This is a genomic window from Nitratireductor luteus (assembly GCF_026162365.1).
GTDB classification, from domain to species: Bacteria; Pseudomonadota; Alphaproteobacteria; order Rhizobiales; family Rhizobiaceae; genus Chelativorans; species Chelativorans luteus.
This window is the reverse complement of sequence record NZ_JAOANW010000032.1, coordinates 1-13,687: the sequence shown is the minus strand read 5'-3', so window position 1 is coordinate 13,687 and position 13,687 is coordinate 1. Positions and strand designations below refer to the sequence as shown.

Annotated in this window: 13 protein-coding genes and 2 pseudogenes; 4 read left to right on the top strand and 11 right to left on the bottom strand. The window is 60.4% G+C overall.

Annotated elements, in window-relative coordinates; all coding sequences use genetic code 11:
* Positions 1-291: 291 nt before the first annotated feature.
* Entirely contained in the window at positions 292-654 is a 363-nt protein-coding gene (locus tag N1058_RS23895) for an SPW repeat protein (RefSeq protein ID WP_265520086.1), read from the top strand.
* 129 nt (positions 655-783) lie between these two features.
* Here the strand turns inward: N1058_RS23895 and N1058_RS23890 are convergent, their stop codons facing one another.
* From N1058_RS23890 to N1058_RS23870, 5 genes and pseudogenes are all read right to left on the bottom strand, one after another.
* Complete coding sequence (locus N1058_RS23890) at positions 784-1,038, bottom strand: NADH dehydrogenase ubiquinone Fe-S protein 4 (RefSeq protein WP_338040731.1); 255 nt, start codon at positions 1,036-1,038, stop codon at positions 784-786.
* 228 nt (positions 1,039-1,266) lie between these two features.
* Positions 1,267-1,776, bottom strand: coding sequence for an Hsp20/alpha crystallin family protein (locus tag N1058_RS23885; protein WP_265520085.1), 510 nt, complete (start codon positions 1,774-1,776; stop codon positions 1,267-1,269).
* Positions 1,777-1,882: 106 nt separating this feature from the next.
* A complete protein-coding gene (locus N1058_RS23880; RefSeq protein ID WP_265520084.1) occupies positions 1,883-2,353 on the bottom strand; it encodes an Hsp20 family protein in 471 nt (156 codons plus the stop codon).
* A 172-nt stretch (positions 2,354-2,525) separates the two neighbouring features.
* Positions 2,526-3,008, bottom strand: a pseudogene (locus N1058_RS23875) (transposase); the annotation flags it as partial.
* Positions 3,000-3,979 (bottom strand): annotated as a pseudogene (locus N1058_RS23870) (IS110 family RNA-guided transposase); the annotation flags it as partial. The pseudogenes N1058_RS23875 and N1058_RS23870, both read right to left, overlap by 9 nt.
* A gap of 600 nt (positions 3,980-4,579) precedes the next feature.
* Here N1058_RS23870 and N1058_RS23865 point away from each other — a divergent pair.
* Together N1058_RS23865 and N1058_RS23860 are read left to right on the top strand one after the other, a co-directional pair.
* Positions 4,580-5,143 carry a PRC-barrel domain-containing protein gene (locus tag N1058_RS23865; protein WP_265520083.1) on the top strand — a complete coding sequence of 188 codons (564 nt, stop codon included), beginning with the start codon at positions 4,580-4,582 and terminating at the stop codon, positions 5,141-5,143.
* A gap of 228 nt (positions 5,144-5,371) precedes the next feature.
* Positions 5,372-5,839 (top strand): hypothetical protein, encoded by a 468-nt coding sequence (locus tag N1058_RS23860; RefSeq protein WP_265520082.1) that lies wholly within the window; start codon positions 5,372-5,374, stop codon positions 5,837-5,839.
* 702 nt (positions 5,840-6,541) lie between these two features.
* Here the strand turns inward: N1058_RS23860 and N1058_RS23855 are convergent.
* The 6 genes from N1058_RS23855 to N1058_RS23830 form a co-directional block, all read right to left on the bottom strand.
* The gene (locus N1058_RS23855) at positions 6,542-7,843 is read right to left on the bottom strand and encodes an amylo-alpha-1,6-glucosidase (RefSeq protein ID WP_265520081.1); all 1,302 of its coding nucleotides are present in this window, start codon (positions 7,841-7,843) and stop codon (positions 6,542-6,544) included.
* A 71-nt stretch (positions 7,844-7,914) separates the two neighbouring features.
* Positions 7,915-8,964 (bottom strand): ABC transporter ATP-binding protein, encoded by a 1,050-nt coding sequence (locus N1058_RS23850; RefSeq protein WP_265520080.1) that lies wholly within the window; start codon positions 8,962-8,964, stop codon positions 7,915-7,917.
* 17 nt (positions 8,965-8,981) lie between these two features.
* Complete coding sequence (locus tag N1058_RS23845; RefSeq protein ID WP_265520079.1) at positions 8,982-9,830, bottom strand: carbohydrate ABC transporter permease; 849 nt, start codon at positions 9,828-9,830, stop codon at positions 8,982-8,984.
* Entirely contained in the window at positions 9,827-10,672 is an 846-nt protein-coding gene (locus N1058_RS23840; protein ID WP_265520078.1) for a carbohydrate ABC transporter permease, read from the bottom strand. The genes N1058_RS23845 and N1058_RS23840 overlap by 4 nt, the downstream gene beginning before the upstream one ends.
* A gap of 73 nt (positions 10,673-10,745) precedes the next feature.
* Positions 10,746-12,023: an ABC transporter substrate-binding protein gene (locus tag N1058_RS23835; protein ID WP_265520077.1), complete on the bottom strand. Its 1,278-nt coding sequence runs from the start codon at positions 12,021-12,023 to the stop codon at positions 10,746-10,748.
* A gap of 42 nt (positions 12,024-12,065) precedes the next feature.
* Positions 12,066-13,073: a LacI family DNA-binding transcriptional regulator gene (locus N1058_RS23830; RefSeq protein ID WP_265520076.1), complete on the bottom strand. Its 1,008-nt coding sequence runs from the start codon at positions 13,071-13,073 to the stop codon at positions 12,066-12,068.
* A 256-nt stretch (positions 13,074-13,329) separates the two neighbouring features.
* Here N1058_RS23830 and N1058_RS23825 point away from each other — a divergent pair, with 256 nt between their 5' ends.
* Entirely contained in the window at positions 13,330-13,488 is a 159-nt protein-coding gene (locus N1058_RS23825) for a hypothetical protein (RefSeq protein WP_265520075.1), read from the top strand.
* The last annotated feature ends 199 nt before the right edge of the window (positions 13,489-13,687 follow it).

Genomic DNA, 13,687 nt, shown 5'->3' with positions numbered 1-13,687 from the left:
CAACCGTGCTGGGGATGATCCACCAGGAACAACCGTCATATGGCGCGGCTTCTCTCGCCTTGCCGACCTTGTCATAGGTTTCCAAACCCCAAAGCTAAGCCCAACCCAACTTATGGGTAAGTGAAAGGTCCGCTTCGCGCTTACGAAGAGAAGGCTTGATCCAGAGCCGGACCATGACCTCAACAGGTCAGACTCTTGAAGATTGTTTCACACAAAACTACATCTCTTTACGAAGCGTGCCTAACACGCCGTCAGCAACGCTTTGGTGAAACTTCATTCGTGGAGGTTGTCATGGCAAATGGACTGATGGAAAGTAAGAAAGCTCAGGACTGGATTAATCTGGTCCTCGCAGTCTGCCTGTTCGTCTCACCTTGGGTGATCGGCTTCGCTTCCGAAACAGCGCCCGCGTGGAATGCGTGGATTGTAGGCGTAGTACTCGGAAGTCTGGCTGTTGCGACCCTTGCGGCGTTCGCGGAGTGGGAAGAATGGGCGAATCTCGTGCTCGGGATTTGGCTGGTCGTCTCCCCCTGGGTTCTTGGATTTGCGGCCAATGTGAACGTGATGTGGACTCATATCGTCCTCGGCGTGCTGGTTGCCGCTGTATCAGCCTGGGCTGTGTGGGACTATCGTCAGAACCCGCACGCACATGCATAGTTGGAACCGATCGCTGACCACGAGCCCGCCGCAGTTGTGGCGGGCTCATGCTATCTCGGCGAAACTGATAACGAGCCCTGTGGCAACCCTCTTGGCATGCTCGTTACGTCGGGTCCACCAGCTTTCCGCTCAGTGAAGCCGCTTTGGGTGATCCCTATCTTTTGGCTTCAACGTCGGCCGCTCAAACGGGGAGTGCTCTACCGCGTAGTCCAGCTTCTCTCGCTCGGCGTAACCGATGGCTTCTTCCAAGGTCGGAAATTGCAGTACAATCTGCGTCAGAGTGTCGTCGCCACCTGTATAGCCCATCAAATGTTCGATAAAGGGCGGCGTGCGCCGCTCGAAAACTAGGCGCCAAGGGCGCGTTGCGACTCGGGCCGATGTCATAACCGATCTGCCGGGTCGGAATATCTACGCCTTGGCTGCGCCGATCAGATCAAGCGCGGTCGACCAAGAGCCGGTGGCAGATTGGTGGTGACAGCCTGCCAGTCCTTCCTCTCAACACGGGTCGTCTCTGTGTCCTTCGTCCGTGGCTCCGTCATCGACATCCTTCCGTTCCAGCGAAGGAGCCCAGCCGGACGCAACTAGCGCCCGGCTGGACGCTGACACCAGCACTCACTTGCCGCTGTTGATGGTAATGCGTTTGGCGTTGGTCTGCGCCCTTTCGGTCTTCGGCAAGGTCACAGCAAGAACGCCGTTCTTGAACGTTGCGGCGACTTTGTCCTCCTCGACTTCGCGGCCGAGAGCGACGCGCCGTTCAAAGCGCCCGTAGTAGCGTTCGCTGAACTGGCGATCCTTGTCCTCGGTCTCCGACTTCTTTTCGCCCCGAAGTGTCAGGACGCCATCTTCAAGCAGAACTTCGATGTCGTTCTCGTCTAGCCCGGGCACTTCCGCCATGACGCAGATCTCTTTTTCATTTTCAGAGACTTCCACGCTCGGCCAGGCAGCGTTGCGCGGCGTCATGCGTCCGAACATTGACGGCGTATCGAAGCCACGGAAGACTTCATCGACAAGACGGTTGACGTTACGGTGCAGCGACAGAAACGGATCCATATCGCCGCCGCGATAGATACTCGGAGCCTGCTCGTTGCCCCGGCTCCAGGGGACCAGGTCACGTACACTCATGGATGGTACCCTTTCTTAGTTCCTAGGTTGTTTCTCCTTCTTTTAGCGCAGCAGTCCTCCCTCGCCTGACGGTGTCAGGCGTGCCCCAACTCGGTGCAGTCCTGCCTCAAGCTGCTACGTTGCCTTCGATTCGCTTTGGCGCGGCCTTCTTGCTTTGTTCGGCGTTGATGGCGATACGCCGCGGCTTCATCTCTTCCGGAAGTTCCTTTTTGAGGTCAATCACGAGCAGCCCGTTCTCCAGTTTCGCGCCCTCGACAATCACATGATCTGCAAGCTCAAAGCGGAGACCGAACGGCCTCAGCGCCAAGCCGTGATGGAGATATTGCACCTCCTCGTTGTCTGACTTCGCACCGTTGACGACAAGCATATTGGGCTCGTGCGTGATCGTAAGCTCGTCTTCGCTGAATCCCGCTACCGCGATGGCGACCCGATAGCTGTCTTCACCGATTTTGGCGATGTCGTACGGCGGCCAATTGTCACTGTTTTGCGGGTGAGCGGCATTTTCAAGCAGGTTGAAAATGCGGTCGAAGCCGACACTTGACCTGTAGAAGGGTGAGAAGTCGATACTTGCTCTCATAGCTACATCCTCCTTTGAGCAACATAGTTATGAGGAAGCGCCAAGAAGCCTGGCGCTTCCTGACATTGCCAGCACCATCAGGCTGCTGACAGAAATTAGGTGGGTACTGCATTCCGTCGCGTCAAGTATGCACATAGTCTTCCGAACTACCCCATTACTTCTGGCGTTCAACCCCGGTGGTTACCGCGACGTCGAGAACCACGCCGCGCAGATCATCGACAACAGTATGCTGCTTGTAGGCCGGCTCAAGCCGGCGGTTGCGGGCGTTTGTCGCCATGGTGGCATCCGGGTCGGTGACGCAGACCTTCTTGAACTTGCCGGTTTTGCGGCTTTTTCTCGCTTCCGATTCCTCGTTCGCCGTACTCACCGCCTCCGTGTGGCGAACCGCCAGGCTGTCCCAGCTCACGTCGGCCCGGATCAGCGAAGCATCGACATGGACGATCTCACCCTTGACGATCTTGGCGTCGATACAGGCCTGAACCGTGCGTTGAAAGGTCCGGCGAAACCGTTCCTCGCCCCAGCACTGGCGGATGCGTGTGAGGGAAGAGTGATCGGGAAGAACTTCATGCAAGCCATAGCCGGCGAACCACCGGATGGCGATGTTGACCTGGGCCTCGCACATCAGCCGGCGGTCGTGGACGATCCCAAGTAGGAAAATCCCGCGCGCCATTTTGTTGGCAAGCGCGACAGCGACCAGCATGTGTGGCTTCTTGGCCATCATCCGGGCCAGCCAGGAGCCCCGTGGAGCCCCCTTCCGGGACGCCCATCGAATAACGGCCATTGCGCCAATTATGAGCAGCCGTCGAATGTCTTGCTGGCCCATCTTCGATACCTTCCCCAGCCGCTGTTTCCCGCCGGTCGAACTCTGCCGTGGTACAAGTCCAAGCCATGCGGCAAAGTCGCGGCCGCATTTGAACGTTGCCATGGGTGGCGCAAAGGTCTCGATCGCAAGAGCGGTGATAGCGCCCACGCCCGGCATCGTCCGCAAGCGTCGGGACGTCTCGGCCCGGTCGGATAACGCATCTATCTTCCGGCTCAGCGCTTCGACCCGCCGTGTCAATTGCGAGATCTGCCCCAACAGGTCGCGGCAGATCTCGCGCACCAGAGCCGGCACATTGGACTTCGCGTCCTCAACGATCTCCTCAAGGCGGCTTAGGTAACGGATTCCTTGCGGTGCGATTTGGCCGAATTCATAGAGGTGCGCACGCAATGCGTTGACCAGTTCGGTGCGCTGATTGATCAGCTGTTCGCGGGCGCGAAACACAATCGCGCGAGCCTGCTGCTCTTCCGTTTTGGCCTCGACAAAGCGCATCGTCGGCCGTTGTGCAGCTTCAACTATTGCTTCCGCATCAGCAGCATCGTTTTTTTGCCGTTTGAGGAACGGCTTCACATAACGCGGCGCGATCAGCCTCGCTTCATGGCCAAGTCGGACCATCTCGCGAGCCCAATAGTGCGAGCCTGACACGCCTCCATGGCGACAATGCAGGCCGGCTGGACCGCCATAAACCTACGAAATTGGAAACGCGTCAGCTTCTTCCGGAATATGACTGAGCCGTCAGCCGCCGCCCCATGCAGCTGAAATACATTCTTTGCCAGATCAACCCCGATGATGGTAACCGTTCTCACGGATGCCTGCCTCTCCTCTGCGTGGCCTAACACCACAACCTTGGCACATTGCGATGCCGTCGGAGAAGGCTGGCATCCACCCCATCTGGAAAGCGTCGGCCAATTGAGCGATGATCCCATCATCAGCCTGCCGGCAGTGGCGCGCTGATCAGCCTGGCCTCGCCGGAAAGCATGGTGACCAATGCTGTCACCTATACCACTCCACGGGACACGGCCTTCTTCCACTTCGTCTGGGTGGACTGGCGATGAGGCATTGCGCTTAGTAGGAGGCTCTTCTGCCGAGACGACGTGGCGACAAAACCCGGAGATACCGCGTGGAATGCAAAAGACCAAAGGGCGCTCCCAGTGTGGCCTGCTCCTCGGCTGGCAAGCGCGTTGGTGCATGGCTCGCGAAGGCGCTCTGGGCCTACGCCCATGGAGGAGGAACGGGCGCCGGCCCCGGTGGCTGTCGGACGGGAAGCGCTGCACGCCGTCTTGGTAGGGCTCGTGCCGCGGAACCCAAAGGCATCCAGCGGAGTTAATAAAAGGGGTTTGTGTGCCCACACTTCTGCTCGAAGCGGAATGGGAGCATCCCCCTGCACAGCAGAAGGAGAGTTGATCATGGCCAGCAAACTCTTGATAAGCACGGCGTTTGCCACACTGCTAGCTGGTGGTGCGATGGCACAGACGACCACGCCCACGGTCCCCGCCGAACCTGCTCCGGCCCAGCCGGAGGTTGAAATGGTGGTGCGTGCCTCGGGGCATCTGGCGTCCAACCTCATCGGTGAAACCGTCTACAGCGGGACCGGCACTGAAGCGGAGAACATCGGCAAGGTCACCGATATCGTGATCAGCGGCGACGGCAATGTCGAGGCCATCGTCGTCGGGGTGGGCGGTTTCCTGGGCATCGGCCGGAAGGAGGTCGCGCTCCAATACGACGTAGCGACGTGGGTGGAGCGCGAAGGCGACCGCTGGCTTGTGGTCGAAACCAACGCCGATGCGCTGAAGGCGCTGGATGACTTCGACCGCTCCGCCTATCGGCCCATGCCGGTCGATGCGGATGTAGCCGAGCCGAAGCCGGCGACCGCTGAGGAAATCAAGGCCGCTGAAGAAAAGGCCGCGGCAGCGCAGGCCGAAGCTGAAGCACAACCAGAAGCGCAGCCAGTCGAACCCGAAGAGGAATAGGCCCGTTTAAGCAACGGCTATCCTCCAGCAGGATGCCGCCTTCTGCGGCAGCATCTGCGCGACGGTCTGGACCAACCTGGATTTTCCGGTACGCTCGCTCCGACACGACGACCGGCGATCTATCTTGACCAAACGGTCTGAGTATCGGACGGCCCCGGCCGAGGCAGGCCGTAGAAAATCAGAGAAGGCACGATGGATACAACGCACCCGGAAATCGGATCAATCAGCATGGTAAGGCTAGCAAGTACAACTGCCATCGCCTTCGCCATCGCGATGGCCGGTGCTGGAGTTCAGGCGCAAGGTCTCGACTCGCAAGGGGCAATCGAGGCGATCATCGGATCAGACGTACATGAGGAGGCAGCTACAGGGGAAGTCGATTCGGGCAAAATCATCACGGCGATCGGGAAGACGCGCGAAAACACGCGCGTGGTGCGCAGGGCAACACATTTCGACCCGATCGACATCATTTTCGTTTCCGATGCGGCGGTAATAGAAGGTGGACCGCCGCCGGAAATCGAAGCCAAAGTTGAAGAACATGAGGACGAGATCGCGAACCTCCGACAGGAGCTCGAAGGCAACGCCATGCTCTACCATGCCATCAATTCACGCCGAATCCTGCTGCGCGATGTTCTGGCAATCGAGTTCGACGAACAAAGCCGGGCGATCGTCTTTGCCGCAGCGAAGCCAGCCTGGTGAAAATGGGCCAGCTATTGCGCATTGCAGCCGCCCCGCGCGTTCGCACCGGACTTCCTTCCACGTTCTGAGACGGACAGGACCCCGGAAGGTTCCACCCTCTGCGGCCTGCGCTTCGCCATTTCGGGCAGACTTGACTGTCAGGATATGTCGCCGAGATCAACGCCGCATTCTGCTGCGTCGCGCTCGGGTATTGAGCCGACTGTCCAGACACGCCTCCCTTCCTATTCGGTATTTGGTTTTCAAATTTTCCAGGGGGCACCGACGGATACACGATGCTGACGAATGATGTGGCGTCAATCTCATTGAATCTCAGGAGATCATTGCCGAACGATCATCCCGTGCAATGTCGACCGGGTGAGAAAGTCGGCCGGGGTGTAGAAGTTATGCTGAGTGTCGACAATATCGACGCTTCCTGTGATGGTGGCTGGGGGGTTAACCGATTTTTGTCTTGTTGATCCCGACGGATATTATATCAGGATCACAAATCGGCATTCGGATTAACCGCATCCCCACCTCTGTTGCTGATGACGATAGGCGGATGATCGCACTGGGGGCTCCATCGAGGCTTTTCCGCCACCTGAAAACATACATTGCCGGCGAACCCACTGGAGCCCAGGCCAGGAATCGGCGTTGGGCCGAAGACCATCGAAACGCACTTGGGGCAGCTTTGGGCGAGCGGCCGGTCATGCTCGATCGAGGCACTCAGGCAAGTGTCCGTTCCGGCGCTTCCCCGCCATTCAGAAGCTCGAGCACCATGGCCGCTGTCCAGGTGAAACGGCCGCCGCCGCAGGCTTCGCCGGTAATTGGGTCGTAATATTCGGCAAAACCGCCTTTTTTGATCAGAGCAAGACTTGATGCACGAATCGATTCCGCCATCTCTGCCCCGCCCACCGCGGCGAGGCCGTCGGCAATCATATAGTTGACAATCAGCCAGGCCGGACCGCGCCAGTAGCGCTTGGCGTCGAAGCGCGGGTCGGCGGGATCATGGCTTGGCAAAAGATAGCGGCAGCGGGAGCCCAGGGCGCGGATGCGGTTGCCGATAGCCTGCGCCCGGTTCTCGGGAACAGCCGCGAAGACTGCGAGTACCCCGCCCACCGAGGCGCTGTCGATGGGCTTGCTCGTTACCCTGTCTAGGCAGAGATACTGGCCGTGGGAATCGCTCCACAGCCGTTCGATCGCTGAAAGGCCCTTTTCCGCCCGCTGGCGATTGCTGCGGGCAATCTCGAGCTCGCCCAACGCCTGGGCCAGTTCTGCCAGATCAGCGCATGAGCGGATCAGGATGGCATTGAAGCCAGGATCGACCACGCGGAATGGCGAGAGGTCGTGCAGAATGGCATTGTTCCACCCATGCCGGCGGAAGTGTTCGAGCAGCCAGAGATAGCGGTCATACTGCTCCTTCGTCGGGCGGTGGGCGGGATCGGCATGGTTCACGTCCCGCCGCTGGTAAGGCGCGATACCTTCCGTCGGTACACGCTCGAAAGGATCGTCCCAGTCGATGGAGTTGTCCCGTCCTGCCTCCCAGGGATGGATGATGGCCGCCAGACCTTCGCCCTGCGGATCACGCGCCGAGTAAAGGAAATCATGCCAGCGGTCGATTTTCCGTACGAGCCCGCGCACGCGTTCTGTAAAGCGGGTTTTGTCCGGCGAACGATCGAAAATCCGCCGGGCGGCGAAGCCGGCCACCGGCGGCTGGGTGATGCCGGAGGTCGGCACGGGCCGGCCTGTCTGCCATACCTCGGGGCCCGGGAAATAGCCGTCGTCCTGCTGATGGAAGACGATATGCGGCACCATACCGTCCGGCCACTGATGCTCGAAAAGAGTTTCCATTTCGAGCCAGGCGCGGTCCTCGTCGAGTGCCGCGAAGCCGATGGCTGTGAGGCAGGAATCCCAGTTCCATTGGAAGGGGTAAAGTCCCTTGGTGGGCACGGTATAGGTGCCGCGGTCGTTCTCACGCAGAATTTCGGATGCAAGCCCGGCAAGGCGGGTTCGTTCTTCGGGTGTCATGGGAGGATGTTCGTTTGATGTTGGTTGAGATTCGTTGTGGTCGGAGAGGGGGCCATCAGCAAGGCATCCTTTTAGTGGGCCTGCAGCGACTGCTCTGTCTCGGGATCAAACCAGCGGATGCGGTCCGGAGAGGGCGCAAGGCGAATCGTCTGCCCGCGCTTCAGTTCAAGGTCACTGTCGAGCACGGCGCGGAAGAGATGGCCGTCGACCTCGCAGGTCACGAGCACATGAGGCCCGAGCGGCTCAATGACGCGGACTTCGGCGGGAAGGCCGGTCCCCGACGGTGCAAGATCCTCCGGCCGGATCGCAAAGGCGACTTCGTCATGCTCGCTCGTTGGTCCCTTGAAGACGACATCGGCGACCCGCCATGAGCCGTTCTCGGCCTTCATGGCGGGCAGAAAATTCATCGGCGGGTTGCCGATGAAGGAGCCCACGAAGCGCGCGGCGGGATTGCGATAGACTTCGATGGGCTTCTCCGCCTGAACGATGCGGCCCTTGTTCATTACCGCGATGCGATCGGCGAGACTCATCGCCTCGACCTGATCGTGGGTGACGTAGATCGTGGTGGTTTTGCTTTCGGCCAAAACACCCTTGAGTTCGGCACGCATCTCGAGCCGCAGCAGGGCGTCAAGATTGGAAAGCGGCTCGTCCATCAGGATCACGTCCGGCTCCATCGCGAGCGCTCGGGCGACGGCCACACGCTGCCGTTGACCGCCTGAAAGCTGGCCGGAATAGCGCTTGAGCAACTGTTCGATATGCATGAGTTCCGCTGTGCGGTTGACGCGGTGCTGAATCTCCCCTTCCGCAAGCTTCTGCATTCTGAGACCAAAGGCGATGTTCTCGAACACGGTAAGGTGCGGGAACACGGCATAGTTCTGGAACACCATGGCGATGCCGCGCTGGCGTGGAGGCAGGTGGTCGACGCGCCCCCCGCCGATCCAGACCTCGCCCTGGCTCGGGCTTTCGAGTCCCGCGATGATGCGCAAAAGCGTTGTCTTGCCGCAGCCAGAGGCGCCGAGCAGCACCATGAACTCCTGGTCGGCTACCGTCAGGTCGATGGAGTGGAGAGCCGTGAAGTCGCCGAAGCGCTTCGCAACATTTCTGATCGAGATTTCGGCCATCGCTTATCCGTTCATTCTCATCGGCTGGCGATACCCCACATGGCAAAGAGGTATCGGCGCACCGCGAAGATGAAGATCAACGCCGGCAGCACCAGCATGGCGCCGCCCGCGAATTTGAGGTGCATCGGGGAAACGTTGATGTTCTGCAGGAGGAAGGCGGTCAGCGTACGGTTTTGGATCGTCAGGACAGCCGCCGCGAAGACCTCGTTCCATGAAATGACAAAAGCAAAGACGGCCGAGGCGGCAATGCCGGGCAGGACCAGCGGCAGAACCACCTTGTGGAACGCCTGGAAGCGAGTACAGCCGAGCGTCCAGGCCGCCTCTTCGAGTTCCACCGGGATGCCGGAGAAGAGCGAGAAGGTGATGAGGACCGCGAAGGGCAGCGCCAGCGTGGTATGCACCAGCGCCAGGCCGAAAGCGGTGTCGTCGAGCCCGGTGCGGATGAACATCACCGCCAGCGGAAGCGCAAGCAGCGGCAGCGGGAATGCTCGCGTCATCAACACCATGATGCGGAAGGCGTCCTTGCCGCGGAAGTCGAAACGCGAAAGGGCGTAGCCTGCCGGCGCACCGAGGCCGATGGCGAGCACCATCGTAATGCCGGCCACGAGAATGGAATTGCCAAGCGCCCTCAGCACACCGGCGAAGCCGAGGAAGAAGGCGATGCTTTCCGTCTCCATTCCGGGCACTAAGCTCTTGGGGAAGGCGTTCACCTGTGCGGGCGAGGAAAGCGCGTTGATGGCCAGCAGATAGATCGGCGCCAGCACCCATACGCTGAGAATCAGGATGGTGATGGCTACCAGAAAGCGCCCGCGCTTGCGGATGTCGGCCGCGGGTACGGCGGTTTCGCGTGCGGTAACGGCGGTCATATCTGCGCCTCCCTGGGAACCCTGAGCGTGCGCAGGAAGACCAGCGTGAAGGCTATGGAAATCGCCAGGATCACCAGCGCGTAGGCTGCCGCCACGTGCCTGTCCTGCAGGTTGAACTGCCAATGGTAGGTCTCGCCCATCAGCACCGGGAAATTGGTTCCGGCGAGCGCGATCACAACGGCGAACACCTCGAAGGCGAGGATGGTGCGCAGGATGAGCGCGGTCTGGATGCTGGGCCGGAGCAGGGGCACTGTGATGCGGGTAAAGCGCTTCCATGGGCTCGCGCCGAAGACCTCTGCCGCCTCATGATACTCCTTCGGGATCAGCCCCATGCCGGCGACCAGGATGACGAGCACGATGGCTGTCGCGCGCCAGATCTCGGCAAGCACTACGGCGAGGAAGATCGTGCCCTTGTTCTGATAGCCGAGCCAGGCGACGGGCTGCTCGACGGCACCGAGGCCTACGAGCATACTATTTAAGAACCCCGTCTGCTCGAAGATGGCGAGCCAGATGATGCCTGCGGCGAGATCGGAGATACCGAGCGGGATGGTCCAGATGTAGAGGACGAGGTCGCGTCCCTTCTCCATGCGCGTCACCAACGTGGCCATGAACAGCGCCAGCGCGAGCTGAACCGGCACTACGGCCAGCGCCAAGAGCATGGTGTTCCAGAAGGCGGTCGGGAACTTCCAGTGTCCTGCCATGGTCCGGAAATGCTCGAGCGTCAGCGCGCCGTCCTGGGAGACGGCCTGCCAGGCGACCAGCAGGAACGGATAGATAAAGAACACGCACAGGAAGAGCGTCGCCGGCAGAAGCAGGAGATAGGGCAGGCTGCGCTTTTCCATTTCTTATCCTTCGGTTTGACCGCCCGACCTTGTGCCTTCGCCCGAGCGGTGCCGGACGAAGGCTGCTCATGTGCTACTCCACAGGGCAAGCGCCGTCGGAGGGCTCGTCGGGTGCCCAGCAGGGCGCGCCCGATTCCTCCATGACCGATCGGAGGGTTTCGGCCTGATCGTCGAGCACTGTGCGTACGTCCTGGCCGGCCAGGACGATGCGCTCGAAAGCATCGACGTAGACCTGGTTGAACTTTCCGTTGTATTCGCCGAGGCCGATGGGCAGGAGGCTCGGATTGGCATTTTCCGCATCGCTCATCCGGGCGATCGCTTCACCCGACATCCGCACCGAGGCAGGCATGTCCTCCGGCAGGTCGGTTTCGACCACGGGGAAGAAGTTCGTGGCCCTGAGCGTGGCGATTTGGGCTTCGGGCCGTAGCATGTATGCGATGAGCGATTTCGACGCCTCCATGTCGGGGGCGGTCTGGGGAATGGCCATGCCCGCGATCACCGGCATGAAGCCGCGGCCCGTGGGGCCGGCGGGGGCAGGAAATGCCACGAAGTCCTCCGGCCGCTGGTTGAAGGCGTCGGCAAGCCTCGCCGTGTGGTCCCAGGCCACCCAGACTTCGCCCGTCAACAGAGGTTCCTGCATGAAGCCGTAGCTGGTCGAACTTGGATTGGTGTGCTGCCACAGCTCCTTGAACTTGTTCCAGCCTTCCTCGGCCTCGGCCGAGCGGAATTTCGTTACGACCGAGTCCGTGTAGGAGGGATAGAGATAGCCTTGGAAGAAGCGATGCTTCAGCCCTTGAGGACCGGCCGGAAAGCCGAATTTGGGCGAACCGGTTTCTTCGGCCAGAACGCCCGCCCACTCGACAAGCTCGTCGTAGGTGAGTGCGTTGATGTCGGCGCCCTCCGGCAGATGGTCGAGGGCCTGCCGGTTGGCGGCCATGATATAGGTCGCCTGCATCCAGGGCAGGTACTTCTGCTCGCCCGTTCCAAGAGTGCCAAGTTCCTTGAATGTGGCGTTTAAGGTGACGTCACCCAGATCGATGTCCGACAAATCGACCAGGTTGTCCGCGAGCGAGACGAACTCGCCATGCAGAGCGCCAAGGACACCGATCGTGCCGGAGCCGGCCTCAAGTTCCGCCTCGATGCGCGTCAGCCACGGACCGCGATCGTCGGTCGCCTGATAGTCGATGGGCTCGTCGAAGCCTGAAAGGACCTGTTCGCGCATGGCCTGGGTTTCTTCCACCGGTGCAGCCTGCGTCGACCAGAACAGGATATCGGCATGCGCGGCCGTTGTACCGCCAAACGCGACGGTGGTGAGCAATGTCGCCGCCACCCATGCTTTTCTTGCTCTCATCGTCTCTCTCCCTTTTTCGTACATTGCGTAATGCGGGGCCGCTCACGCCGGGGGCGCCGGCCCGTGGCTGCCACGCTCGATGAAGCGGGGCACCTTGAGGCTCACAAGCGGCCCCTTTGCGTCGCCCTTGATGAGGGCGAGCAGCATGCTGGCAATTTCGCGCGCGCTTTCGCGCGTGGCCTGGTCGAAAGTCGTCAGCCCCAGTGTGGAAAAACCGGCCGCGGGTACATTGTCGAAGCCGACGATCGACAGATCGCGCGGGATGGAGATGCCGAGCGCCTCCGCCTCGCGCATGGCAATCAGGGCAAGTTCATCGAACAGTCCCACGATGGCTGTCGGCCGGTCAGGTTGGGACAGCATCTCGCGGATCGCCGCGCGATGCGCTTCGTTGTCGAAACGGGGCGACCGGGCTATGCTCAGCCGTATCTCCGGGTCTCCCGCTTCGGCAATGCCAGCCTCCAGTCCCGCCTCGCGGTGGCGGCGGAAGGTCATGCGGTCGCTGATGGTGATCAGGCCGAAATGGCGATGGCCAAGTGCATAAAGATGCTGGAATGCCTGCCGGAAAGCGCCCTCACCGCTGGTGTCGAGCCAGCTATAGGGTGCGCTCTCATCCGAAAGCCGGCCATGGACCACGAACGGAAAGTGGCTTTCCATGAGGAATCTCACGCGCTCGTCGTCCTCGGCGATACGCGTCAGCACCACGCCGTCGGCACGGCCGGAGTGGACGAGATGCTTCAACACGTCGAGCTCCGATTGTCCGGGGGAGGCAGTAGCGATCATGAGATCGATGCCCTTGGCAACCAGCCCCTCACCGAGACCTGTCACGAACTGGCCAAGGAAGGAATCGACGAAATTAGGGCCACGCATCGGGACCACTAGGGCGACAAAGTCGCTGCGGCCGGATACCAACATGCGGGCGGCCATATTGGCGACATAGCCGAGCTCGCGGGCTTTCTCCGCCACCCGCCGGCGTGTCTCAAGGGAGATATCCTCATAGCCGCCCAGGGCACGCGAAACTGTCGCGACCGAGAGGTCTAGTGCCGCCGCCAACTCTTTGAGAGTTCTTCTTCGCCTCAAAGCGCAACACCTCCCAGAGCATGCATTCGAGACCTGGAGGGTCTTAGATGATGCTCTAAAACGTTTTAGATTTTGCTCTTAATATTTACATTGGTCAAGCCGCCCGCAACGTCGATCGCCGGCATCCGAATCCCTTCACCTTAGTTGACATCTGCCTATAGCTCATGGGCATGTTGCTTCAATCGGTTGTAACCAGGAGCGTGAAGTGAGATGCTGGATGGAATGGACTTTGAAGCTGGAGCACACGGATTCCGATGGGACGCTGCATTCGTCGACTTTGGCGACGATCGATCGTCCTGAATTGAGCGATGAAGCTGATCTTGGCATGTTGCATGACACGGGGAAACACCTGCTCTGGCTGATCCAGATGGAGATCGCCACCGCCTGAGCCCTTTTGTTTCCGTGCCGGATGGCTAGGCGGGGGCCCGAGGATCGAGGCCGCTATGCGCTGTCGGGTCAACTAGATGCCGTAATGGGCCGGCGCTCCTCTGGTAGCCATGAAGGTGGCTGTCCCTCAGAGTGATGATGTTGAACGGGGTCCGATTGTGTCGGCCCCAAGCATCAAGCGAGGGACAACCATGGACTAT

Excerpts from the sequence above, each read along its gene's own strand:
- N1058_RS23895 (WP_265520086.1), top strand. The coding sequence starts at position 292 with ATGGCAAATGGACTGATGGAAAGTAAGAAAGCTCAGGACTGGATTAAT.
- N1058_RS23890 (WP_338040731.1), bottom strand. The coding sequence starts at position 1,038 with ATGACATCGGCCCGAGTCGCAACGCGCCCTTGGCGCCTAGTTTTCGAG.
- N1058_RS23885 (WP_265520085.1), bottom strand. The coding sequence starts at position 1,776 with ATGAGTGTACGTGACCTGGTCCCCTGGAGCCGGGGCAACGAGCAGGCT.
- N1058_RS23880 (WP_265520084.1), bottom strand. The coding sequence starts at position 2,353 with ATGAGAGCAAGTATCGACTTCTCACCCTTCTACAGGTCAAGTGTCGGC.
- N1058_RS23865 (WP_265520083.1), top strand. The coding sequence starts at position 4,580 with ATGGCCAGCAAACTCTTGATAAGCACGGCGTTTGCCACACTGCTAGCT.
- N1058_RS23860 (WP_265520082.1), top strand. The coding sequence starts at position 5,372 with ATGGTAAGGCTAGCAAGTACAACTGCCATCGCCTTCGCCATCGCGATG.
- N1058_RS23855 (WP_265520081.1), bottom strand. The coding sequence starts at position 7,843 with ATGACACCCGAAGAACGAACCCGCCTTGCCGGGCTTGCATCCGAAATT.
- N1058_RS23850 (WP_265520080.1), bottom strand. The coding sequence starts at position 8,964 with ATGGCCGAAATCTCGATCAGAAATGTTGCGAAGCGCTTCGGCGACTTC.
- N1058_RS23845 (WP_265520079.1), bottom strand. The coding sequence starts at position 9,830 with ATGACCGCCGTTACCGCACGCGAAACCGCCGTACCCGCGGCCGACATC.
- N1058_RS23840 (WP_265520078.1), bottom strand. The coding sequence starts at position 10,672 with ATGGAAAAGCGCAGCCTGCCCTATCTCCTGCTTCTGCCGGCGACGCTC.
- N1058_RS23835 (WP_265520077.1), bottom strand. The coding sequence starts at position 12,023 with ATGAGAGCAAGAAAAGCATGGGTGGCGGCGACATTGCTCACCACCGTC.